Origin of the sequence: Pararcticibacter amylolyticus, from assembly GCF_003130405.1 — a bacterium.
Taxonomy (GTDB): domain Bacteria; phylum Bacteroidota; class Bacteroidia; order Sphingobacteriales; family Sphingobacteriaceae; genus Arcticibacter; species Arcticibacter amylolyticus.
Genome location: NZ_QEAS01000015.1, coordinates 67,420 through 90,596, shown reverse-complemented (window position 1 = coordinate 90,596; position 23,177 = coordinate 67,420). Strand labels below are relative to the sequence as shown.

Here is a 23,177-nt window from a genome sequence, read left to right as displayed (position 1 = left end):
TTTAATTGTTAAAATTTCTATATTGTTTAGTTAGATCAAAAACTTTCCTGAGAATTTGTTTTTCAGCTTCATCAAATATTCTGTTTCTCCTGGCATATACCCTTTCAATGGTCTCCATCGCCTTGTCAAACCTGTACTCTTCCATTTTTTGCTGCCCGCCCCATGAGAAATCCGGTATAAAGTTAGCAGGAAAACCCGATCCGAAAATATTCGCACTAACTCCTGCTACCGTGCCAGTATTAAACATCGTATTGATTCCGCACTTGGAATGATCGGCCATGATCAGCCCGCAAAACTGCAGGCCTGTATTTCTCATCGAAGCAGAATCATAGTTCCAGAGCTTCACCTCAGCGTAATTATTTTTCAGATTAGAATTATTACTGTCGGCCCCCATATTACACCACTCCCCTATCACTGAATTTCCCAGATAACCTTCATGACCTTTGGAGGAATATCCCATAATAACAGAATTATTAATCTCACCTCCCACCCTGCAATAAGGCCCTATTGTCGCTTTAGGATAAATCTTAGCGCCCATTTTTACCTGCGAATTTTCGCAAAGAGCAAAAGCCCCCCTGATCAGGCACCCTTCCCATACTTCACTGTTTTTTCCAAGATAAACAGGCCCCTGAGAAGTGTTAAAAACACTGCATTCAGCTGACGCTCCTTCTTCTGCAAAAATGTTATCTCCCAATATCGTGTTGGTAGAGCTCAACCTGGCCGAAGTACGTCCGGCAGTGAGGAGTTTAAAATCTCTCGTTATTTCGATATCATTGAGAAGAAAAATATGCTCCGGATAAACGATCCTCGTTATTTCCGGCATGTACGGAATACTTTTCAGACGGCTTAAAGAAGAATTAAATTCCTTCGCGCCGGCACTATTTAAACGGGCTGCAATCAAAATATCTTCCAGGAACAGGGCTTCTCCTTCAGCAAGTTTATCTATTGCTTCAAGAAGAATGTCGTCAGGGCACACAGACCCGTTGACAAACAAATTATCGTTACTGGTACTAAAACTGAATTTTTCCTGAAGGTACGGTGCTGTGAGATAAGCAACATCACTTTTCAGGTACTTTGCCCACTTCTCGGCAATAGTAAGAATTCCGATTCTCAGAGCAGCTACAGGGCGTGTGAATGTTAAAGGCAACAAGCTGTCACGCGCTGAATCATCAAACAGGATAATGGTCATTTGGGGCAAAAATAAAAAAAGTCCCGGCTGTTCACCGGGACTTTCACAATATTTATATATTTTTTATTACTTCTTAGCGTAACGGCTACGGAACTTATCTATACGTCCAGCAGTGTCAACTAACTTCATCTTGCCTGTATAGAACGGATGTGAAGTGTGAGAAATTTCGAGTTTTACAAGTGGGTATTCATTACCATCTTCCCATTTAATGGATTCTTTGGTGTCAATACAAGACTTGGTAATGAAAGAATAGTCGTTAGACATATCCTTAAAAACAACTAATCTATAATTCTTTGGATGCAAATCAGCCTTCATGATCTAAAACTTTTCAAAGGCGCAAATATGAGAGTAATTTTTGAAAATTCAAAATCATTTTAAAAACTATCGTATTACTGGCTGCAAGAGATAACCGCAATTCCCCTTCATTGTGAGTTGGGCAAGCAAAAATGAGCAGGATCACATTTTAGTCATATTTACCGAAAAACCTTTCCTGGGCTCAAGCCCGGCTAAGCGCTGCATACAGTTTTACGTATCTTTGTACAGCAGCAAAGATTCTTGTGAATAAAGATATGAATCTCCCGGTTTATTTAGACAACAATGCAACAACGCCGGTTGATCCGGAAGTGCTTGGGGCTATGTTACCTTATTTCACACAAAAATTCGGGAATGCTGCAAGCAAGAATCATTTGTATGGCTGGATTGCAGAGGAGGCAGCCGGTATGGCAAGAGAAAAGGTTGCAGAGCTGATCGGTGCAACAGCCACCGAAATCGTGTTTACTTCCGGGGCCACGGAATCAATAAACCTGGCAATAAAAGGTGTATTTGAAACATACCGTACAAAGGGGAACCATATTATTACATGCGTGACTGAACACAAGGCTGTTCTCGACACATGCAAGCACCTCGAAAGTCAGGGGGCCCGGATCAGCTATCTGCCGGTAATGCAGGATGGACTCATTGATCCGCAGGAACTAAAAAGCGTCATCACCCCGGAAACCATACTTGTCGCCATCATGTACGCCAATAACGAGACTGGCGTCATCCAGCCGGTTAAGCAACTTGCGGCCATCACCCATGAAGCCGGAGCGATATTTTTCACTGATGCCACCCAGGCCGCCGGCAAAATCCCGGTAAACGTACAGCGTGAAGGAATTGATCTGCTCGCCCTTTCTGCTCACAAGATGTATGGACCCAAGGGAGCCGGAGCCCTGTATGTACGAAGAAAAAATCCAAGAGTCAGGATCACGGCACAGATAGATGGCGGGGGGCATGAAAGACAAATGCGCTCCGGCACCCTCAACATCCCCGGAATAGTGGGATTGGGCAAAGCTTCCGAACTTTGCATCAGGAATATGAACCTGGAATCCGGGCGGCTTTCAGCCCTCAGAGATAAACTGGAAAACGCAATTCTAGGTACAGGGGGAGCTTATATTAATGGCAGCACGAAATCCCGGCTGCCCCACGTCAGCAACATCGCATTCCGGAACGCAGAGGGACAGCATCTCCTGATGGCGATGAAAAACCTGGCGGTATCTTCAGGCTCTGCCTGTACATCTGCATCTCCCGAACCATCCCACGTATTAAAAAGCATGGGACTTCCCGATTATCTGGCACACTCTTCGATAAGATTTAGCCTGGGCAGATTTACAACGGAAGAAGAAATTAATTTTGCTGCAGAGCAGGCTGTACTGGCAATAGATCAGGCTCGTGCTCAATTCCCGGCTGAACATAATTCGGCCAAAACGGCAGTTTAAAAATATAGTAGAAAAGAAATCGTTATTTTATTCTGAAAAGTAAACACTATGATAACAATAACAGACAGGGCTCAAAATAAAATTAATACCCTGATCAGCGAAAACAGCTACGACAACTCTTATTTTCTGCGGGTATCAGTAGAGAGCGGCGGATGCTCAGGGCTATCATACAAACTCGATTTTGATAATCAGGAAAAACCAGGCGATCAGTTTTTTGAAGACAAAGGAATACGCATAGCCCTCGACATAAAATCATTCTTATACCTGGCCGGTACCGAACTAGACTTCACAGATGGCATTAACGGCAAGGGGTTCAATTTTAATAACCCCAATGCAAGCCGCACCTGCGCCTGTGGTGAAAGCTTCTCGGTATAACCAGCCTATTAGAAATTATTCAGAGAACAGCTTATCCTGACCGCTGAATAATTTCTCTATGCAACTATTGCAGCCCCGTTTTCGGGGCTTTCAATCTCATTTCTAATTTATCATATATCACTTCTTATTGATATCTTTGCAAAAAAAGGGGCCGTAGCCCCTTTTTTTGTGGTATAGATTATGTATATTGTTGTTCAAACAAATAACCGATAAATGAATTTGAAGAACGAATTCAACACAGTTCCTAAATTACTACGTAACGTCGTTAAGAACATTCATCCGGAAACAAAAACCTTCCTGTTACATAAACAGGGAAATGAATGGAAAGAGATCAGCTATAAAGAAACCCTGGATAATGCTGATGCCATTTCAAGTTATCTCCTTGATATGGGGATCAGGAAAGGAGACCGTCTGGGATTCATTATAGAAAATTCTCCCCAGTATATTTTTTACGACCAGGGACTTCAGCAAATAGGCGGAGTGAACGTATCTGTTTACCCCACACTTGCAGAACACGAAATTGAATATATTTTAAATGATGCAGAAGTAAGAACCATCCTGGTCGGCACCCCTTTTCTTCTCAGGAAGATATTAAAAATCGCCAACAACTGTCCATCACTCGAACGGATAATCCCGGCTTTCGAGGGTTACGAAAAGCATCTTGACAATCAGCCGCTCAACGCCGGGATCATCGGATTTTCAGCTCTTTTAGAAGAAGGCAGAAAGAGTCTTCCTTCTCACAGGAATGAAATCAATGCCTGCAGAGAAGCCGTACTGTCGTCTGATCTCTCAGCTCTTATCTATACTTCTGGTACTACCGGTATTCCCAAGGGCGTGATGCTCACTCACGCCAATTTCACCGACAATGTATGGGCCTCCCTGGAGCAGATCACGATAGTAAACACAGAGGAGCTTTTTTTATCCTTCCTTCCTCTTTCACATGTTTTCGAGCGCACTGCAACTTACCATATTTGCTGTGCAAAAGGGTGTAAGATTGCGTTCTCCCAGAGCCTCGAACTGCTGGCAAAGAACATGGAAGAAATTAAACCAACTGTGATGAGCTGCGTTCCCCGCCTTCTCGAACGGATTCACGATAAGGCAGTGAAAAGCGCAACACAAGCCGGGGGAGCTAAAGCCAGAGTATTTAACTGGGCAGTAGCAACGGGAAAAAAATACCGGGAAATAAAAGAGGCAGGAAAAAATCCGGGACTGTTCCTCTCCCTGCAACGCAAACTAGCAGACAAGCTGGTGTTCAGCAAAGTAAAAGAAAAAACCGGCGGCAGATTAAAATTCCTTCTCTCCGGCGGCGCAGCCCTCCCTCAAAATGTAGGAGAATTTTTCGGCAACCTGGGTATCAAAGTACTGGAAGGATTCGGTCTTACCGAAACATCTCCGGTTATGGCTGTTACAGAATACGATCGCCAGGTATACGGTACAGTAGGAAGGATTATTCCGCGAATTGAAGTAGGCATCCAGGACCCGGATACCCGAAAGATATATACCATACAAACCCACGATACATTCCACCCGGAATTTGAATCCCCTGAAGGGGAAATCATCGTCAGGGGTCACTGCGTGATGAAGGGATACTGGAACAAACCTGAAGAAACAGCAATGGTAATTGACCAGGAGGGTTGGTTCCACACGGGCGATATCGGTCTGTTCCATAAAGGAAACCTTAAAATTACTGATCGTATCAAAAATATCCTGGTGAATTCTTACGGCAAGAATATTTATCCTACCCCTGTTGAAAATACTTACCTAAAGAGTCAGAAGATCGAACAGATCTTTCTGATAGGTGATAAACGGGAGTATATCACCGCGATTATAGTCCCTTCCAAAGATAGTCTGCAGCATCAGTTCGGGCTTACCGAAGAGTTTTTTCAAAGACCGGATATGTTTATTGAGGATGAAGAGATTGTAAACTGGATCGCACAAGATGTCCGCACTCTTTCAAACGAGCTTGCCAAATTTGAACGGATAAAGAATTTCAAGATCAAACGAAACCCTTTCTCCATTGAAGCCGGTGAGATCACTCCCTCCCTTAAAGCAAAACGTAAAGTGATTGAAAAAAAATACGCAGAAGATATTAATAAGCTTTACCAGGAAGAAGTGGCGGGAGATTAGACTTCCCGTATCAATTTCTATATTTGCAAAAATTTACATAACACGCGATGAGTATAGGATTATCCGAACAGGAAATATTGCGCCGGGAAGCTTTACAGCAGCTGAGACAGCTGGGTATTGACCCCTATCCGGCCGAATCATACGAGGTGAACGTCACCGCCCGGGATATACACGAAAACTACGAAAGAGATAAAACTTCCTATAAGAGTATCAGCATCGCCGGCCGGATCATGGGCCGCAGGATCATGGGAAGCGCTTCCTTTATAGAACTCCAGGATTCCACAGGCAGGATACAACTTTACCTTAAAAGGGACGATATCTGCCCCAATGAGGACAAGACATTATATAACACTGTTTTTAAGAAATTACTTGATATAGGTGATTTTATTGGGGTTAAAGGCTTTGTCTTCACTACCCAGACAGGCGAAATATCCATCCATGTTTCAGAACTCACCATACTTGCGAAATCCCTCAAACCGCTTCCGGTAGTAAAGAGAGACGAACAGGGTAATATCTATGATGGGTTTACCGATCCTGAGTTAAGGTACCGTCAGCGTTATGTCGACCTTACTGTAAATCCCGGTCTGAAGCAGATTTTCATCAACCGTTCCAAGGTCATCAAAACCATGAGAAGTTATTTCGACTCTCAGGGATGGATGGAGGTAGAAACACCAATTCTTCAGGCGGTTCACGGCGGAGCGGCAGCAAGGCCATTCAAGACACACCACAATACCCTCGACATGCCGCTTTACCTCCGTATCGCTAACGAGCTCTATTTAAAGCGTCTTATCGTGGCAGGGTTCGACGGAGTGTATGAGTTCGGAAAAATGTTCAGGAACGAAGGGATGGACAGAACCCATAACCCCGAGTTTACATCCATGGAGATCTATGTAGCTTATAAGGACTATATATGGATGATGTCTATGGTAGAGGAATGCCTGGAAGAGATCGCAAAGGCTATTCACGGAACTTCCGTAGTTCCCGTTGGCCAGCACCAGATAGACTTCGCGGGACCTTATGAAAAGTTGACTATGTTTCAGTCTATCGAGAAATATACGGGTATCGATGTCTCTCAGATGGACGAAACCATGCTGCGCCAGGTATGCCGCGACCTTAGTATCGAAGTAGACAAGACCATGGGTAAAGGAAAACTTATCGATGAGATCTTTGGCGCAAAGGTGGAGGCCAATTTAATACAACCTACGTTCATTACTGATTATCCTATCGAGATGACTCCTCTTGCCAAAAAGCACCGCAGTGCAGAAGGATTAGTAGAGCGGTTCGAGATATTCGTAAATGGAAAGGAAATCGGGAATGCCTATTCTGAGCTGAATGACCCGATCGACCAAAGAGCCCGTTTCGAAGATCAACTTCTGCTCGCAAACCGGGGAGATGAAGAGGCAATGGCAATGGACGAAGATTTTCTTCGTTCCCTGGAATACGGGATGCCCCCTACCTCTGGGCTCGGCATCGGGATCGACCGCCTGGTAATGCTTATGACCAATCAGAGCACCATCCAGGAAGTCCTGTTCTTCCCGCAAATGCGCCCCGAGAAAAAGCTGAAAGTAGCGTCTGTAGATGACTTTGTGGCGATCGGAGTTCCGACAGAGTGGGTACCAGTACTGCTAAAGATGGGCTTCAACACGATTGAAGAACTGAAAGCTGCCAATCCGAATAAAGTATTTAACGATCTGGGTGGCATGCGCAAAAAACTAAAGCTGGATATTTCCATTCCTTCAAAAGAAGCGGTAATGGAATGGTTCGAATAAAAAACGTTTAACAAAAGCTTAAAGGCCTGTAAACACTGAGTTTACAGGCCTTTCTTATGTTTGTTGAAAAATGGAATTTTTATGAACTTGTCCAGTATTGAAATTACAGAGAACGAATACCTGATCAAACTCAGTAAAGAAGACTTCGATCTTTCATTTATTAATCAGTTGCTGAAACGCATTCAGGCTGAGAAGTTTTTCACCCGGAACCATGCCTCATCCGAAGAAGAAGACATTATCAGCAAGGTATCAAAAGCAGAAAGAAGTTCCTATTTCGATCATCTTGATGATAAATAGGAACTGAGGTTAATCATTTACCTCGGCCTGAATCCTCTGGTCTGTACAACCGTCTTATCCAGCTGACTCATCTGTCCCTGCATCATCTTGATCTGCTCGGCCAGCAACTTATTTTTATCTGCCTTCTTAGCCTCCTGAAGATACATGGTGGCTTCTCTTTTATTACGCTTTGCCATCGCAATACCCGCAAGGCTTAACTTTGCAAGAGCGATATTATGATCCATCGTCATACCGAGGGAAAGCGCCTTTTTGAAATATTTCTCAGACTGCATAGGAGCCCGGCGTGATTCGATAAGGCCGATCAGGAGGTTGTAATAGCCGTGCTGAGCCTTTAAAAGTTCGCGCTCATAATTCTTAATGCTTTTCAACCAGCTCTCAGCCTTTTCCATATTCTCCTTACGCAGGTAATACTGCGCAATGAGCATCCTTTCATTAAAGAAAAATGTCACAGACACAACAAGAGCTAAAAGCAGCACCAGGATACCCCATCCCCAGTGCCCAAACACCATCATCGCAATTGAAGATCCCAGTAAAGCAAAAGCTATTATTAACCTAAAAAAATTCGGCATATATTTTTTTCTTTGTTGTTTTGTTAAGTGGATGCAAATATCCGCTTATTTAACCGCTTAAACAAAAAATATACAACTATGTCTGTTCAGATTGAAGAATCCTGGAAAGAAGTTCTCGAAGGAGAATTCGAAAAAGAATATATGCACAACCTGAAGGCTTTTCTTCAGAAAGAAAAACAGGAGGGGAAAGTAGTTTTCCCTCCCGGGAACATGATCTTCAATGCCTTTAATCATACACCTTTCGGCAAAGTTAAGGTAGTCATCCTGGGCCAGGATCCCTATCACGGACAAGGGCAGGCTCACGGCCTGTCATTTTCCGTTCAGAAAGGAGTGACCATCCCTCCTTCTCTCAGGAGCATCTATAAAGAATTAAAAAACGATATAGAAACTTTTACGATCCCCTCACATGGCGAACTGACCAAATGGGCTGACGAAGGAGTCCTCATGCTCAATGCCACCCTCACCGTCCGCAAAGGAGAGCCCGCTTCGCACCACAACAAGGGTTGGGAAAGATTCACCGACGAAGCAATCCGTCAGCTCTCCGAAAAAAGAAAAGGTCTTGTCTTTCTCCTCTGGGGAAAAAATGCCCAGGCAAAAATCCCTCTCATCGACGACTCAAAGCATTTTGTTCTCAAAGCCGCGCACCCGTCTCCTTACTCGGCAGACCACGGGTTCTTCGGGTGCCGCCATTTTTCCAAAACAAATAAACTGCTGAAAGATCAGGGACTGGAAGAGATAGACTGGCAGATCGTGTAAAGAGTTATGAATTATGGGTGATGAGTTATGGGTAACCCATCACCCATAACTCATCACCCATAATTCTCTTTAGTAGTCCAGCGGCAACACCGGCTCCCTTTTGCTGGTAGACAGAATCATCATCGTCTGAAACGTCTTCACCACCCTTATCCTGCTGATCTTATCCATAATCAGCTTTTCGTAAGCCTTAATATCCTTTACATAGATCTTAAGAACGAAGTCGCAGCCACCGGTAACATGGTGACATTCGATGATTTCACGAATTTTCTTTACTTCGTCAACAAAAGTCTGAATCGTGTTGTTCTGATGAAAATCAAGCTGAATCTGGATAAATGTTTTAATCCCCAGACCCAATTCTTCTTCGTCTACCCTCGCATGATAACTCTTGATAATCCCGAGATTTTCAAGCTTTCGTACCCGTTCCAATGTCGGAGCCGGGGAGAGGCCGATTTCTGTTGAAAGCTGCAGATTTGTAATACGGCCATTCTGCTGCAGCGTTTTGAGAATTTGAAGATCAATTTTGTCTGGTTGGTATGGCATAATTTAGAATTATTCTGCCAATTTAAAACAATTTGAAATAATATTTTATTTTTAGATTAATCTAATTTTAATATTAGATTTGCAAAACAAGAAGTAAAGCTTTATGGGAGAATCTTTAGGAGAAGTCCATTCAACTGTCACGACATCCGGCAAAAAAGGATGGCGCAAATTATTAGCTTTTATCGGACCTGCTTATCTTGTCAGTGTGGGATACATGGACCCCGGAAACTGGGCCACGGATATCGCCGGGGGCAGTCAGTTCGGATACAAGCTTATCTGGGTACTTCTCATGTCTAACCTCATCGCTCTCCTTCTGCAATCTTTATCAGCACGGCTGGGAATCGTCAAAGGGCTCGATCTAGCACAGGCATCCAGGAATACTTACGCCTCCTGGGCAAACTATCCGCTTTTTGCTCTGGCTCAGATAGCAATTATCGCGTGCGACCTGGCAGAAATAATCGGGATGGCGATCGGATTACAACTACTCTTTGGACTTCCTCTTATCTGGGGTATTTCCATCACTATCCTCGACACATTTCTCCTGTTATTCTTATTAAACAAAGGAATGCGGTCGATGGAAAGTTTCATTGTATCCATGGTGTTTATTGTCGGCCTGTCTTTTCTGGCGGAGATGTTTATTGTCGAGCCTTCGCTGCCGGAAGTAATAAAGGGGTTTGAGCCTTCAGTTCTCAGCGGAGACGCACTTTATATCGCTATAGGAATTATCGGTGCAACGGTTATGCCGCACAACCTCTACCTTCATTCCTCCCTGGTACAGACACGGAAGATAGAACGCACGCCGGAAGGAATACGGGAATCCCTCAAATTCAACCTGATCGACACCACAGTAGCGCTAAATCTCGCGTTTCTGGTCAATGCGTCTATTCTCATCCTGGCAGCAACAGCATTCTTTAAGAACGGCTATCACGAAGTAGCCCAAATACAGGATGCTCACAAACTACTCGACAATATATTTGGCTCACTGGCCCCTGCCCTTTTCGCCATTGCCTTAATTGCAGCGGGGCAGAGTTCAACCGTCACCGGCACCCTGGCCGGACAGATCATTATGGAAGGGCATCTGAATCTTAAGATCCAGCCCTGGCTGCGCCGGCTGCTCACACGCCTTCTCGCCATCATACCCGCTTTCTTTACAATCCTCTATTTCGGGGAAGAAGCTCTTGGCGAATTGCTGGTACTGAGCCAGGTTGTCCTCAGTCTGCAACTCGGGTTTGCGGTCATTCCCCTCATCCATTTCACATCAGACAAGAATCAAATGGGCGAGTTTGCCATCAAACCCTGGGTAAAAATACTGGCATGGCTGAGTGCCCTGGTTATTGTTGTCCTCAATATGAAACTAGTTTTCGAAGAGGTGCTCAACTGGTTCAATACCTCAGGAAGCCATTGGTGGATTTATGTATTTATACTGCCGGTAGTGCTGGGCATCCTGCTCCTCCTTATCTATGTTTCGCTACACCCGGTGATCAACAAAGTAAGAACAGAAAAATACAATGCACTGTATGGACAGGCAACGGATATTTCAGCACCCGAAGGAGTTATTTATTCCCATATTGGTGTCCCGGTAGATTTCTCTGGCCGCGACAGGAACACAATCAGGAATGCCCTGATCCAGGGAGGGAAGAACGCCCATTATTACCTCATCCATGTAGTGGACAGCGCGGGAGCTACCTATCATGGTGAAAAAGTGATGGATTTTGAGACCCAGAGTGACTTTCAAAATTTAAAGAAGTATCAGTCAAACCTGGAAGACCTGGGCTATAAAGCTTCTGTTTTGATCGACTACGGAAACAGGGCCAGTGCCATCGCGCGCCTGGCAAAGGCCAACAATATGGACCTGCTTGTAATGGCAGCACACGGCCATAGAGGAATTAAAGACATTATCTTTGGCAGCACCCTCGATACTGTCAGGCACAAGGTGAAGATCCCGGTACTGATTGTCCGCTAGCGGGCTGCCAGGAAAGACTTTAATTGCCTATTGCTGATCTCCCTGCTAATATCAATATATCCGGGGTAATTTATCTTCTTTTCGCCCAGATCAAAAGCTGGCTTGATCTTCAGCGTAACCACAGCAATTTGTTCAGTTTGCTGGGAAAGGAAATCAGCTATCGCCTTCTGGTTCCGGCTGTTGGAAAGTACCGGGTAGAGATCTGTATCTATTTTTACAGGAACCAACGTTGTACCTCCTTCAGGCTTTACAACAAGCGGTTTATCGAAATATCCTTCGGCAAGCTGAACGTCTTTGATCATAATCTTATATTCAAACGCACTTATACCAGCTTCTTCCTGTCCGGGATTCAGCACCTGTATCAGTATCCGGGCCTTAAACGGGATCTTCCTTTGCAGCATCGCCAGTACCAGCGAAGGATTCGCAAGCAATCCTGCCTCTCCCCGGCTGATGAGTTTCGGCACATCGTTCCCGGCAAGGTAGACACTATCGGCCGACTGAAAGCCGAAAGAACACTGCTCAAGTGCTTTCAGCCGGTCTACCTGGCTTCCTATACCACAAGACATCAAAAGAGCTGACAACAGAAATATTCCGGCAATAATGTTCCTCATAGCAACAGCGATCAGATTAAGTTAAATAAGCGAGTCAATGGGTTTTCTTGAAGTCCCCTCGTTTCTTAACGTCTTAAACTCCGAAGGGGTTTGCCCCGTTACCCTTTTAAATTGAGATGACAGGTGCTGAACACTGCTGTATCCAAGCCTGTACGCTATTTCACTCAGATTAAGCTCATCATAAAATAACAACTCCTTAGCCTTTTCTACTTTCTGACGGATGATATACTGCTCCAGCGTGATCCCTTCCACAGACGAAAACAATTTGCTCAGGTAGCCATAGTCATGATGCAATTCACCGGAGATAATTTCCGACCAGTTCACTTTCAGATCGAGGTTCTCAGAATGATGTATCTTTTGGATAACAACTCCCTTTACAGCCTCTATCATCTTCGTTTTCGAATCGTCCAGAAGGTCGAAGCCCAGTTCATGGAGCCTCGCACTCACCAGCGCACGCATTCCCCCATCCAGGATCTCCTCCTCCAGTCCCGCGTGTCCCAGTTCCACTTTAACCGGATGGAGCCCCAGTTTTGTCAACTCGTTCTCTACAACAAGGATACAGCGGGCACACACCATATTTTTGATAAAAAGATCTGCCATGAATGCAAACTTATTGAAAATAATCCACGGGCGGCCAACCCGGGCTTGTCTAAAATATTTTATTACAATCAGCAAATAGATGCCCCTTATCCATCAGCAAAATCACCGTCCCTCAGTTCCGGGCATTATTCTGTGCTAACAGCTCAGAAAAACTCATAACATGCAGATTTTCTTTTATTCATGAGTTGTCAAATCAAAATATTATTGTACTTTGGCTGCTTATAATTAAGCATGTTTCGGGTAAGTTTCCTTATCATTTTCTTTTTAGTTGTAACAGCAAATTTTGCTTTTTCAGATACATTTACAGTAACCAGCAATGGAGATTCGGGTCCCGGTACTTTTCGCCAGGCTCTGCTTGACGCCGAAGCCAACGGAAGCGCTGTATCCGATAAGATCATCTTCAATTTACCAGGGAGTACAATTAACGACAGAACGATACGGCTAAGGAGTCAGCTGCCTAACGTAAGCTCCAGGCTCATCATCGATGGAAGCAGCCAGCCATCAAGCACTTTCGGTGTTTCAGGTGCAAAAGTCATCATCGAACGGGAATACACCAATGTCTACTATCACGGCCTGGTCATTGGTGCAAAAACATACAATGAAGCCGTTAACGATATCGAGATATATGGGCTTTACATCCGGAACTTTGCGGATATCACCTCCCTTTCTAATGTCAACACCTCACAGGGTTCCGGCATTATCGTAGATTATAACGCTAAAAATGTAAAAATAGGAGCTCCCGGCAAAGGAAATGTCATTTGCGGAAATGTAAATGGCATACAGGTTAACAGCTCAAGCTACTGGAATGGTACTTCCAATATTATTTCATCCGGGACTATCACCATCCAGTCAAACCTGATAGGGCTCCTCGATAACGGCACGACAGGCAACACCAACCAGACGGGTATCAATATTCAGGTTTATGACCGGACAGTAAATATTGGCGGAGACAACAGTAACGAAGAAAATGTCATCGCTGCTAACGGAACCGACATACTCATTGACCGAAGTTCGTATTACTATTCCGCCACAAGGGTTCCCGTCAATATTATAAACAATAAAATCGGAACGGATTATTCCGGAACAAAAGACTTTAAAACCCTCCCTATATTTTCACAAACCGCCAATATAGACATGTATGGGATCAGGGCGAATGCCGCCATGACTGATCTTAACATTCTTAAAAATGTAATTTCGGGGCATCTCTCATGTGGTATATCTGTTGCAAATGCCAGTTTTTTGATAACAGGGAATTACATTGGTACAGACAAGAACGGCACGGCAGACCTTGGCAATACCACCGGCATCCGGATTGAAAGCGGAGCTCAGGGAAATATAGGCCGTTCCGCAACCGGAGACAAGAACTTTATCGGCTATAACAGATATGGCATAGACGTCCTGTCGGACAAACCTGTCGTCATTTCGCGCAACAGCATTTTTTGCAACAAACAATTTGGAATTGGCAAGGCTACCAACGCACCGCAAACGTACATACAGGTTTTAAAAAAGCGGGCAAATTACATTTCAGGGAAAGCAACGCCCAATGCGGAAGTCGAGTTGTTTTATTCAGATAACTGCCCCGGAAGCTGCCAGGGAAAAACGTACTTCTTCACCACAAGTGCAGATAATAACGGCAACTGGGAATACACCGGTAATCTCACCGGGCATGTCGTTGCCACGGCCAGTATGCCGACTTACGTTACCTCGATGTTTTCAACAGCTGGACTGCGCAATAATGAAGCTGCCGTGGAACCGGTAACCTGTAAGGGAGCGGGGAGCATTACGATCTCAGAACCGCGGGAAGGCATTGATTTCAAATGGTTCCGGCTCGAGTCAAACAACACTTCTGTTTTCATAGGGAATTCACAGTCCGTACGCAACCTCGACGTCGGTACCTATGAAGTGCAGATAAATGACGGATGCACCACCGTTTCTCACACCTTCTACATCACCGACCAAATCCTTACCACCCCGGTGATCACTGAACCGATACCACAATGCGGCGAAACGACGTTTCTGTTCCGGGCAACCACCAAGCGCGGCAAGGGCACAATCGTTTACAGGTGGAAAAATGCAAACGGCCAGACAGTTGGCTTTGGTGAGAATATTTATCTGCCTGAAGGAAAATACACAGTTGAAGTAACGGACGATGCAGGATGTGCGCCCATTTCATCTACTCCAACCAGCCAGATTAACCGCCGTCCCACTCCGAAGTTTAATATCAGCAACAGGCACACCAAAGCCGCAGCCTGCGGTCATGCTAACGGCGCCATTACAGATGTTGAAGTAACAGATATTACCGGGACTGCGCAATATGCATGGTATACATTCGACATTACGACAAGAAAAAAAGACGTTTTAGTTGGAAATACAAAAGACCTGATCGACGTCAGCGGAGGCTGGTACGCTCTCGAAGTGACCGACCAGGGCTCGTGCTCTCCTGTTCTCAGCCAGGAAATGTACATCAGCATATACAATTCGGTCGAGATCACAAGCGGCAACGCCATGCCGGCAACCTGTGGAAAGCCCAACGGTTCCATCCAGGGCATAACGATCAAGGAGGGCGACTCATGGGCTTTATACAACAATAATAGCGGAGCTCTTGTCAGGCAGGGAGTTTATTCAGGTACAGCTTTTCCGATTGAAGGCCTGGCTGTCGGCAATTATAGCCTCACCGCAAAAAACAGTACAACAGGGTGTACAAGTTCCCCTGCCCCTTTCAACATCTCTGATGCACCGCAACCGGTCTACTCATTCACTCATAATGAAGATCCTGCAAAGTGCGGACAGGTTAATGGCTCTATCACTCTGACGTTCAGCCGAAACTCTCCCCGCCCTTTAAGATTTGAATGGATGGATGAAAGCGGTCATCTTTTAAATGGCGCGAGCGATAAATTGGAAAATCTGAATGAAGGTAATTACCAGTACATTGCTTACGATGTAAATGAATGTCCGCAGCTATTCACATTTGCAATATCCCGAATCCCCTTACTGCAGATCAATGAGTCAAAAGTTAAAAGATCGAATGACTACTGTGAATTAAACAGAGGGTCAATTACCGGTATAGAACCGGTGGGCGGGCTTCCCGGATACACGTATGTCTGGCAAAACTCAGATGGAGACCAGGTGGGAGCAGGAAAAGACATGGTAAACGTAGGTGCAGGCACTTATAAACTTACGCTGACCGATAATACCACATGCGGACTGGCTGTCAGCAGAGAGTACATCATAGAGAACGAAACAAGAGAAATGGCCGATCCAAAAGTCGGCGATACGCGCGTTTGCTACACAACGGAAATCCTGATTCAGGTGGAAAACGTTGAAGAGGGCAACTACCAGCTATATCAGGACCTGTCAGATCCCACTCCTATCCTCGAAAGCACCAAGGGAACTTTCATCTTCAAAGTTGCCAAAACAGCAGACTACTATATCGTTCGCCGTCTCGGCGCCTGCTCCAGCAGCTTTGCAAAGTTCCATGTGGAAGTTACGAACGACAATCTTGTAATAGCGAACATCATGACTCCCAACGGAGACAATATAAACGACATCTGGTCGCTAAAGGGGCTCCCTGATTACCCGGATATTCGTATACAGCTCTACAGCCGCGAAGGACAGCTGGTATATGAGTGTATCGGTCCGTATATCAAACCATTCACAGGCCATTTTCGCGGGGCAGAGCTACCTGCAGGCGCATACTATTATCGTATTGATTTACGCGGAGACTGTAAACCCCTCAGCGGAAGTCTCACACTGCTTAGATGATCGCAACATAAAGAATCAGAGGCGGCAGCTAAGCCAATTACTGATATCCGGCAGGTATTTTCCTGATAGCTGATTGCAAATAGCCGGCAGCTAATTACTGGCAGGCGGCTTTTATGCCTAAAATTGTCTCTGTGAACAGTTTACCTTATACCGGTTATTTAACAGAAGCCCGATAACGATTTCATGCGAACCGGTGTTCACCTTCCTGAGAGGCGATGTACTGAAATCATAAGAATAACTGAGGTTTAGCAGGTAACCAACGTTAAACCCCGCCATTAAAGAATAGGAATCATTATTCCTGTACCCGCTACCTGCCCATAACTTATCTTTGTAAGCCAGTTTCAAATTAGCATCTATCGCTGCCGGAGAATTCAAAGCATAGCTGAGCAAGCCGGAAGGAACAATTGCCAGATCCTCACCAAGAAAGAATTTATAACCCACAGTTCCATAAAATGATGGCTGCTGGTATTGCCCTACGGTGGCCTGTCCGTCGGTAATACGTTCATGCCGGCCGATCAGTTGTTTAGCTGACAACCCTAGGAAAACCCGGGGCGTATACATCCATATACCGAATCCTACATCCGGGCGTATCCTGTTATTATAGTCGGCAGATAACAGTGCATCTCCCGGTATATTATCGGCTATTACGTTACTGATATCAATATTGATGGAAGAGAACCCCGCAGATACACCTACAGACATATTTAATATTTCACTAAGTCCAAGGTGATAGGCATAGGTTGCGTTTACGATAGATTGCCGGATCATCCCTGCTTTATCCGTCAGTGCATAAAAGCCTACTCCATGATGCGGTTCAGCCGACATAAAGCTATTTACATATTGCCTGCTCAGTGGGTTTTCTCCCACTGCAGGAAACGAGTTAACAGAACTCCGGATAAAAGCCTCCCCTATAGGGGCATGCAGCGATACGTAATACGTTCTTGGAGCATCTTTCATACCCTGCCACTGATTGCGGTATCCCATCTTTACGTCTGTATAATTATCGATCCCCGAGATTGCCGGATTAAGAAGATAATTATTAAAGATATACTGCGATGTTCGGGGCCTGCCCTGGCCATACGAAAACAAGCTGACCGCAACAAACACTATAAGGCCCAGGGAAAATTTCATTGGATATTTTTAACTGTAAACACGGTATCAATTATAACACAAATTCCGGGTATATTAAAAATATTTTTCAAACACAAACCAACATGCTTCGGCTGTTAAAACCTGATACACAATCACATCAATTCCAGGCACCTCACACCACGGAAGTTTCCCCCTTCCGGTCTCTGTCTGGCCTCATCAAATGTGCCTTCCAAATCTTTTAACACTTTTTAACATAAAAAAGCTTCTCATGTCTGGCTAAAACCCCGTCCTCTTTTTAAGTTTGCCTTTGCGAAATATAAAGCTTTATGGAAGAAGTAACCAACACCCATTCGTCGTACACAACAGATATCCGTGCTCTCAACGAAATGATCCAGAGAGAGAGCGCATTTATTGATCTCCTGATGATGGAGATGGATAAAGTGATCGTTGGTCAGAAATACATGGTAGAAAGGCTGATGATCGGTCTCCTCGCCGACGGGCATGTGCTGCTTGAGGGAGTGCCCGGCCTCGCTAAAACGCTTGCGATTAACACCCTGGCAAAAGCGGTTCAGGCCGATTTCAGCCGGATACAATTTACTCCCGACCTGCTTCCTGCCGACCTTGTAGGAACCATGATCTATAACCAGAAAAAAGATGAGTTTGTAGTCCGGAAGGGGCCTGTGTTTTCCAACTTCATCCTGGCCGATGAGATCAACCGCGCACCTGCGAAAGTACAGAGTGCCCTCCTCGAAGCCATGCAGGAAAGGCAGGTGACCATAGGCGACAACACGTTTGCTCTTCCCTCTCCGTTTCTGGTGTTAGCCACACAGAACCCCATCGAGCAGGAAGGAACTTATCCGCTTCCGGAAGCGCAAACCGACCGCTTTATGCTAAAGATCGTCATCGGCTACCCAAACAAAGAAGAAGAAAAAAGGATCGTCAGGGCAAATATTGCACCGCAGGGGATGTTAAAGCCCAATCCCATCATCCGGCCCGATGACATTATAAAAGCACGCAAAGTTGTAAAAGAAGTCTACATGGACGAGAAGATCGAACAATATATCATCGACATCGTCTTCGCCACCCGCTTCCCCGATCAGTATAAACTGGCAGATTACAAAAATCTGATCACCTATGGTGCTTCTCCGCGTGCCAGCATAAGTCTTGCACTCGCCGCCAAGGCTTTTGCCTTCATAAAACGCAGAGGCTATGTCATTCCCGAAGACGTGCGTGCAATCTGTCACGATGTACTCAGACACCGGATTGGCCTTAGCTACGAAGCAGAAGCAGAAAACGTCACCACCGAAGATATCATCACCGGGATCCTCAATGCGGTGGAAGTACCCTGAAAAAGTTCAAAGGATAAAGTTTAAAGGTGAAGGTTCCTGTTAAGTTTTAAATGCAGGAGCTGATAGCCGGTTGCTGACAGCCGGAAGCCAATTTGCTAATTGCTAACTATGCCTCAAGACACCAAAGACCTCCTCAGTAAGGTCAGAAAAATAGAGATCAAAACCCGCGGACTGAGTACCAATCTGTTGTCCGGCGAATACCAGTCTGCTTTTAAGGGCAGGGGGATGGCATTCAGTGAAGTCAGGGAATACCAGGTTGGAGATGAGATCAGGACGATCGACTGGAATGTCACGGCCCGTTTTAACCACCCCTTCGTAAAGGTATTCAACGAAGAACGGGAACTCTCCGTCATGCTGCTGATGGATGTGAGCGGCTCGGGCAACTTCGGGACCATCAATCAGCTCAAGCAAAATCTCGCCACCGAGCTATGTGCTGTGCTCGCCTTTTCTGCCATTCAAAACAATGACAAGGTAGGCGTGATATTTTTCAGCGACAAGATCGAGAAATTTATTCCTCCGAAGAAGGGACGAAGCCATATCCTGATGATCATTCGTGAGCTACTGGCATTCCAACCTGAAAATCAGGGAACAAATGTCGCTCAGGCGCTGAAGTACTTTACAAGCGTCATCCGCAAAAGATGTACGGCATTTGTTATCTCCGACTTTCTGAGTCCTTCCTTCGAACAAGAACTCAGGATTGCTAATAAGAAACATGATATAGTTGCACTGAGACTCTACGATAAACACGAGGAAGAATTCCCTGATCTCGGGCTGATCCCCGTACAGGACGCCGAAACAGGCCAGATCCAGTGGATCAATACCAGTGACAAAGAAGTCCAGAGCACTTTCAGGGCAGAGGCACTCCGAAGAAATGAGGAGCTCAGGAACCAGTTCCGTCGCTCAGGTGTCGATTTCACCAGTATCGGCACACACGAACAATATATCAAACCACTGGTAACACTTTTTAAACAAAGGGGGGCTCGCAGATAATGGTAAAATACCTTTTTTACAGCAAACTGTATTTAATCCTGCTTTTCACCATCGGAAGCTTTTCCGCTGATGCGCAAACCAGTACGCGGGTAAATGCACGCCTTGATCAGGTGTCCATGCCGCTCGGCGATCAAACCACTCTTCATCTCAGCATCACGTTCCCGGCTAAAGACAGTGTCAGGCTTCCTGTCCTGAAAGATTCCATCGGGAAAGTCCAGATCGTCAGTATGAAGGCTGATACGTCTTTTGCCAAAGACGACATCAGCACAGAGACGATCGCTCAGCATATCACCGTAACATCTTTTGAACCCGGCACCTATACCATTCCTGCATTCACCTTCCATACCAAAGCAGGCGAATTCAACACGAAAGAACTTACACTTCAGGTGCTGCCTGTACAGGTAGATACCTCGAAAGCATTTTATGATATCAAGCAGCCGCTATCTTTGAAGTACACGTTCCTGGACTGGCTTCGCGATAACTGGTATTGGGTGGCGCTGCCTCTCTTTCTCATCATTCTCATCTTTTTCCTCTACCGGTATTTCAAAAACCGGCCACGGAAACAGGTACAACAGGAGGAAGTAAAAGTTCCTGTACTTCCTGAACATGAACTTGCATTAAACAAACTTGAAGACCTGAGAAATAAGAAACTATGGCAGCAGGACCAGGTAAAACTATACCATAGCGAATTAACCGATATAGTAAGAGAATATCTCGAAAAGAGGTTTCGGATAAAAGCAATGGAACAAACCAGCGAAGAAATATTCAGGAGCCTCCGGCATTCCGGACTGGAGGATACCGACCGTGACAAGCTCCGTCAGATCCTGACCCTGGCCGACCTTGTGAAGTTCGCTAAGGAAAAACCTCTTCCGGCGGAGAATGAAAGCAGCATGGACACTGCCATCATGTTTGTAACCAGCACTCAAAAGAAGGCCTCTGAGCCCGAAAATAAAGAAGGAGACAGAAAGAATGGACTTTCTTAAGAATATCGAATTTGCCACCCCCGGATTCTTCTGGCTCCTGCTCAGTATCCCCTTGCTGGCAGCCTGGTATATCTGGAAAGAAAAGGAGTTCCAGGGCAGCCTCCGCGTACCTGCTCTGAAAAGCTTCTCTTCGCCCGTAAAGAAGCTAAAGCCCGGGTTAAGGCATAGCCTGGTTGTTTTAAGGCTGCTGGCACTGGCAGCTCTCATAATAGCACTGGCAAGGCCTCAAACGTCTTTAAGCTGGCAGAATACTACCACGGAAGGAATAGATATAATTATAGCCTCCGACATTTCCGGAAGCATGCTGGCCGAAGATTTTAAGCCTAATCGCCTGGAAGCGGGAAAAAACATCGCCATAGATTTTATAAAAGACCGACCAGGCGACCGTATCGGGCTGGTCGTATTCAGTGGAGAAAGTTTTACCCAGTGTCCTCTCACCATTGATCACGATGTTCTCATCAATATGTTCAGCGGAATAAAGTTCGGAATGATAGAAGACGGAACAGCTATAGGAATGGGTTTGGCAACTGCGGTAAACCGCCTGAAAGACAGCGAAGCAAAAAGTAAAGTAGTCATCCTTTTAACCGACGGTTCCAACAATGCGGGCTCCATACCGCCTTTAACAGCAGCCGAAATTGCCAAACATTTCAATGTCCGGGTATATACCGTTGGCGTAGGCACAAACGGATATGCCCCTTACCCTGTCCCCTCGCCCTACGGTGGTGTCACCTACCAGAAGATGCAGGTGCAGATCGATGAAGCAACACTCAGCAAGATTGCCTCGGTCACTGGCGGCAAATATTTCAGGGCAACTAACAACGAAAAACTGAAAGCAATCTACGAACAGATCGACCGGTTGGAGAAAGCGAAGATCGACGTCACTCAGTACCGTAAAAAGACGGAGGTGTTCTGGCCTTTCGCCCTGATCACAGCTGTTCTCCTTCTGCTCGAATTCATTTTAAGAAATACTGTATTTAAAGGAGCTTTGACATAATGTTACGATTCGAACATATAGAATTTCTCTGGGCACTCATGCTGGTGCCTCTTTTCATTTTCCTGTTTTTCAGGGCCAGCCGGTGGAAAAAAAAGGCGCTGGCAGCCTTTGGCGAACGCAAAGTGCTCAGGCAGGTAATGCCGGAAGTCTCATCATCCAAACCAAGGATCAAATTTATACTGTTCATCTGCGCGTATATCCTGCTGGTAACCGGCCTCGCCAATCCACAGATCGGGACCAAAATGGAAGAAGTAAAACGCAAAGGCGCCGACCTGATGATCCTGCTCGATGTATCCAACAGCATGCTGGCACAGGATCTGGCCCCCAACCGGCTTGAAAATGCCAAAAGAGCCATTTCACAGCTGATAGACAACCTCCACGACGATCGTATAGGCATCATCGTATTTGCCGGACAGGCCTACGTACAGCTCCCGGTCACGACCGACTACTCGGCAGCCAAGCTGTTTCTCAATACCATCAACACCAGTATGGTGCCTACTCAGGGAACCGCAATCGGCGCAGCCATCGGGATGGGAATGAAATCATTCGATTTCAAAGACGGAATGGGCAAAGCCATGATCATCATGACCGACGGAGAGAATCATGAAGATGATGCAGTTTCCGCAGCAGCTTCAGCAAAAGAAAAGGATGTAACCGTCCATGTCATTGGTCTTGGCTCTGCAGAAGGGGCACCAGTGCCGCTTTACAAAAATGGAAAGGTAGCCGGCTTTCATACCGACAGCACCGGCCACACTGTTATCAGTAAGCTCAATGAGGATATGTGCCGTCAGATAGCCTCCGCGGGAGGCGGCGCCTATGTCAGGGCCACCAACAGCAACAGCGGAATGAACATCATCATGGACGAAACCTCTAAGATCCAGCGCCGGGAATACGGTACAAAATCGTTTAAGGACTTCGAAGACCGCTTTCAGATCATGCTCACATTAGCGTTCCTTTTACTGGTTGTCGACTTCCTCATTCATCACCGTAAAAACAGAAGAATCAGCAGGTTAAAACTATTTGAAGTAAAAAAGCCATGAAGAAATTGATCTTAGTTTCCTACCTGGTATTGCAGGCTTCCTTTCTTTTCGCACAGAAAGAAAAAAAATATGTCGTAAAGGGGAACGAACTATACAAACAGCAAAAATATAAAGAAGCAGAAGCCAGCTACCGGCAATCAGTCCTGGCAAAAGGCCATTCTGTAGAAGGGAATTTCAACCTCGGGGATGCCTTTTACAAGCAGAAAAAATTCACCGAAGCAGGCGGACAGTTCGAAAAGATAGCCGCGGCCTCCAAAGATAAGAACGTCGCCGCCCAGGCCTATCATAACCTCGGAAACACCCTTCTTTCCTCAAAGAAAATCCAGGAGAGCATTGAGGCGTATAAAAAAGCTCTTCTTAATAATCCCAAAGATGATCAAACCCGCTACAACCTGGCATATGCACAACAGCTTTTGA

Annotated in this window: 21 protein-coding genes; 14 read left to right on the top strand and 7 right to left on the bottom strand. The window is 45.5% G+C overall.

Annotation, left to right across the window (positions count from 1 at the left end; translation table 11 throughout):
- Position 1: 1 nt before the first annotated feature.
- Both DDR33_RS17665 and DDR33_RS17660 read right to left on the bottom strand, forming a co-directional pair.
- Positions 2-1,189: a GlmU family protein gene (locus tag DDR33_RS17665; protein ID WP_109417131.1), complete on the bottom strand. Its 1,188-nt coding sequence runs from the start codon at positions 1,187-1,189 to the stop codon at positions 2-4.
- A 66-nt stretch (positions 1,190-1,255) separates the two neighbouring features.
- On the bottom strand, positions 1,256-1,504 hold the full coding sequence (locus tag DDR33_RS17660; RefSeq protein ID WP_109417130.1) for a type B 50S ribosomal protein L31: 249 nt from the start codon (positions 1,502-1,504) through the stop codon (positions 1,256-1,258).
- Between the two features lie 254 nt (positions 1,505-1,758).
- Between DDR33_RS17660 and DDR33_RS17655 the strand changes: the two genes are divergently transcribed.
- From DDR33_RS17655 to DDR33_RS17635, 5 genes are all read left to right on the top strand, one after another.
- Positions 1,759-2,943 (top strand): cysteine desulfurase family protein, encoded by a 1,185-nt coding sequence (locus DDR33_RS17655; RefSeq protein WP_109417129.1) that lies wholly within the window; start codon positions 1,759-1,761, stop codon positions 2,941-2,943.
- 48 nt (positions 2,944-2,991) lie between these two features.
- Positions 2,992-3,318 (top strand): HesB/IscA family protein, encoded by a 327-nt coding sequence (locus tag DDR33_RS17650; protein WP_109417128.1) that lies wholly within the window; start codon positions 2,992-2,994, stop codon positions 3,316-3,318.
- 213 nt (positions 3,319-3,531) lie between these two features.
- Complete coding sequence (locus DDR33_RS17645; protein WP_109417127.1) at positions 3,532-5,445, top strand: AMP-dependent synthetase/ligase; 1,914 nt, start codon at positions 3,532-3,534, stop codon at positions 5,443-5,445.
- Positions 5,446-5,492: 47 nt separating this feature from the next.
- Complete coding sequence (lysS, locus tag DDR33_RS17640) at positions 5,493-7,214, top strand: lysine--tRNA ligase (protein WP_109417126.1); 1,722 nt, start codon at positions 5,493-5,495, stop codon at positions 7,212-7,214.
- A gap of 81 nt (positions 7,215-7,295) precedes the next feature.
- Complete coding sequence (locus tag DDR33_RS17635) at positions 7,296-7,511, top strand: hypothetical protein (protein WP_109417125.1); 216 nt, start codon at positions 7,296-7,298, stop codon at positions 7,509-7,511.
- A gap of 17 nt (positions 7,512-7,528) precedes the next feature.
- Here the strand turns inward: DDR33_RS17635 and DDR33_RS17630 are convergent, their stop codons facing one another.
- Positions 7,529-8,080 carry a hypothetical protein gene (locus DDR33_RS17630; protein ID WP_109417124.1) on the bottom strand — a complete coding sequence of 184 codons (552 nt, stop codon included), beginning with the start codon at positions 8,078-8,080 and terminating at the stop codon, positions 7,529-7,531.
- 78 nt (positions 8,081-8,158) lie between these two features.
- Here DDR33_RS17630 and ung point away from each other — a divergent pair, with 78 nt between their 5' ends.
- Positions 8,159-8,836, top strand: a complete 678-nt coding sequence (gene ung, locus DDR33_RS17625; RefSeq protein WP_109417180.1) for a uracil-DNA glycosylase — start codon at positions 8,159-8,161, stop codon at positions 8,834-8,836.
- Between the two features lie 69 nt (positions 8,837-8,905).
- On the opposite strand, the gene DDR33_RS17620 is transcribed toward ung, so the two are convergent.
- Positions 8,906-9,376: an Lrp/AsnC family transcriptional regulator gene (locus tag DDR33_RS17620; protein ID WP_109417123.1), complete on the bottom strand. Its 471-nt coding sequence runs from the start codon at positions 9,374-9,376 to the stop codon at positions 8,906-8,908.
- Positions 9,377-9,479: 103 nt separating this feature from the next.
- Here DDR33_RS17620 and DDR33_RS17615 point away from each other — a divergent pair, with 103 nt between their 5' ends.
- Positions 9,480-11,339, top strand: coding sequence for an Nramp family divalent metal transporter (locus tag DDR33_RS17615; protein WP_109417122.1), 1,860 nt, complete (start codon positions 9,480-9,482; stop codon positions 11,337-11,339).
- Here DDR33_RS17615 and DDR33_RS17610 read toward each other — a convergent pair.
- Both DDR33_RS17610 and DDR33_RS17605 read right to left on the bottom strand, forming a co-directional pair.
- The gene (locus DDR33_RS17610) at positions 11,336-11,950 is read right to left on the bottom strand and encodes a hypothetical protein (protein WP_109417121.1); all 615 of its coding nucleotides are present in this window, start codon (positions 11,948-11,950) and stop codon (positions 11,336-11,338) included. The two genes, DDR33_RS17615 and DDR33_RS17610, sit on opposite strands and share 4 nt — an antisense overlap.
- Before the next feature lie 21 nt (positions 11,951-11,971).
- Positions 11,972-12,550, bottom strand: a complete 579-nt coding sequence (locus DDR33_RS17605) for a helix-turn-helix transcriptional regulator (protein ID WP_109417179.1) — start codon at positions 12,548-12,550, stop codon at positions 11,972-11,974.
- A gap of 231 nt (positions 12,551-12,781) precedes the next feature.
- On the opposite strand from DDR33_RS17605, the gene DDR33_RS17600 reads away from it, so the two are divergent.
- A complete protein-coding gene (locus tag DDR33_RS17600; protein ID WP_109417120.1) occupies positions 12,782-16,312 on the top strand; it encodes a gliding motility-associated C-terminal domain-containing protein in 3,531 nt (1,176 codons plus the stop codon).
- Positions 16,313-16,429: 117 nt separating this feature from the next.
- On the opposite strand, the gene DDR33_RS17595 is transcribed toward DDR33_RS17600, so the two are convergent.
- A complete protein-coding gene (locus DDR33_RS17595) occupies positions 16,430-17,443 on the bottom strand; it encodes a PorP/SprF family type IX secretion system membrane protein (RefSeq protein ID WP_109417119.1) in 1,014 nt (337 codons plus the stop codon).
- Between the two features lie 287 nt (positions 17,444-17,730).
- On the opposite strand from DDR33_RS17595, the gene DDR33_RS17590 reads away from it, so the two are divergent.
- From DDR33_RS17590 to DDR33_RS26740, 6 genes are all read left to right on the top strand, one after another.
- Positions 17,731-18,753, top strand: a complete 1,023-nt coding sequence (locus DDR33_RS17590; protein ID WP_109417118.1) for an AAA family ATPase — start codon at positions 17,731-17,733, stop codon at positions 18,751-18,753.
- 108 nt (positions 18,754-18,861) lie between these two features.
- Positions 18,862-19,743, top strand: a complete 882-nt coding sequence (locus DDR33_RS17585; RefSeq protein WP_109417117.1) for a DUF58 domain-containing protein — start codon at positions 18,862-18,864, stop codon at positions 19,741-19,743.
- Positions 19,743-20,726: a hypothetical protein gene (locus DDR33_RS17580; RefSeq protein ID WP_109417116.1), complete on the top strand. Its 984-nt coding sequence runs from the start codon at positions 19,743-19,745 to the stop codon at positions 20,724-20,726. The genes DDR33_RS17585 and DDR33_RS17580 overlap by 1 nt, the downstream gene beginning before the upstream one ends.
- Positions 20,713-21,720 carry a vWA domain-containing protein gene (locus DDR33_RS17575; protein ID WP_202913776.1) on the top strand — a complete coding sequence of 336 codons (1,008 nt, stop codon included), beginning with the start codon at positions 20,713-20,715 and terminating at the stop codon, positions 21,718-21,720. The genes DDR33_RS17580 and DDR33_RS17575 overlap by 14 nt, the downstream gene beginning before the upstream one ends.
- Positions 21,720-22,760, top strand: coding sequence for a vWA domain-containing protein (locus tag DDR33_RS17570; RefSeq protein WP_109417115.1), 1,041 nt, complete (start codon positions 21,720-21,722; stop codon positions 22,758-22,760). Before DDR33_RS17575 ends, DDR33_RS17570 begins: the two co-directional genes overlap by 1 nt.
- Positions 22,757-23,177 (top strand): tetratricopeptide repeat protein (locus DDR33_RS26740; protein WP_238387849.1); only part of this gene is annotated, 421 nt, incomplete at its 3' end. The genes DDR33_RS17570 and DDR33_RS26740, both read left to right, overlap by 4 nt.

Coding starts and splice junctions, on each gene's coding strand:
- DDR33_RS17665 (WP_109417131.1), bottom strand. CDS start 1,189: ATGACCATTATCCTGTTTGATGATTCAGCGCGTGACAGCTTGTTGCCT.
- DDR33_RS17660 (WP_109417130.1), bottom strand. CDS start 1,504: ATGAAGGCTGATTTGCATCCAAAGAATTATAGATTAGTTGTTTTTAAG.
- DDR33_RS17655 (WP_109417129.1), top strand. CDS start 1,759: ATGAATCTCCCGGTTTATTTAGACAACAATGCAACAACGCCGGTTGAT.
- DDR33_RS17650 (WP_109417128.1), top strand. CDS start 2,992: ATGATAACAATAACAGACAGGGCTCAAAATAAAATTAATACCCTGATC.
- DDR33_RS17645 (WP_109417127.1), top strand. CDS start 3,532: ATGAATTTGAAGAACGAATTCAACACAGTTCCTAAATTACTACGTAAC.
- lysS (WP_109417126.1), top strand. CDS start 5,493: ATGAGTATAGGATTATCCGAACAGGAAATATTGCGCCGGGAAGCTTTA.
- DDR33_RS17635 (WP_109417125.1), top strand. CDS start 7,296: ATGAACTTGTCCAGTATTGAAATTACAGAGAACGAATACCTGATCAAA.
- DDR33_RS17630 (WP_109417124.1), bottom strand. CDS start 8,080: ATGCCGAATTTTTTTAGGTTAATAATAGCTTTTGCTTTACTGGGATCT.
- ung (WP_109417180.1), top strand. CDS start 8,159: ATGTCTGTTCAGATTGAAGAATCCTGGAAAGAAGTTCTCGAAGGAGAA.
- DDR33_RS17620 (WP_109417123.1), bottom strand. CDS start 9,376: ATGCCATACCAACCAGACAAAATTGATCTTCAAATTCTCAAAACGCTG.
- DDR33_RS17615 (WP_109417122.1), top strand. CDS start 9,480: ATGGGAGAATCTTTAGGAGAAGTCCATTCAACTGTCACGACATCCGGC.
- DDR33_RS17610 (WP_109417121.1), bottom strand. CDS start 11,950: ATGAGGAACATTATTGCCGGAATATTTCTGTTGTCAGCTCTTTTGATG.
- DDR33_RS17605 (WP_109417179.1), bottom strand. CDS start 12,550: ATGGCAGATCTTTTTATCAAAAATATGGTGTGTGCCCGCTGTATCCTT.
- DDR33_RS17600 (WP_109417120.1), top strand. CDS start 12,782: ATGTTTCGGGTAAGTTTCCTTATCATTTTCTTTTTAGTTGTAACAGCA.
- DDR33_RS17595 (WP_109417119.1), bottom strand. CDS start 17,443: ATGAAATTTTCCCTGGGCCTTATAGTGTTTGTTGCGGTCAGCTTGTTT.
- DDR33_RS17590 (WP_109417118.1), top strand. CDS start 17,731: ATGGAAGAAGTAACCAACACCCATTCGTCGTACACAACAGATATCCGT.
- DDR33_RS17585 (WP_109417117.1), top strand. CDS start 18,862: ATGCCTCAAGACACCAAAGACCTCCTCAGTAAGGTCAGAAAAATAGAG.
- DDR33_RS17580 (WP_109417116.1), top strand. CDS start 19,743: ATGGTAAAATACCTTTTTTACAGCAAACTGTATTTAATCCTGCTTTTC.
- DDR33_RS17575 (WP_202913776.1), top strand. CDS start 20,713: ATGGACTTTCTTAAGAATATCGAATTTGCCACCCCCGGATTCTTCTGG.
- DDR33_RS17570 (WP_109417115.1), top strand. CDS start 21,720: ATGTTACGATTCGAACATATAGAATTTCTCTGGGCACTCATGCTGGTG.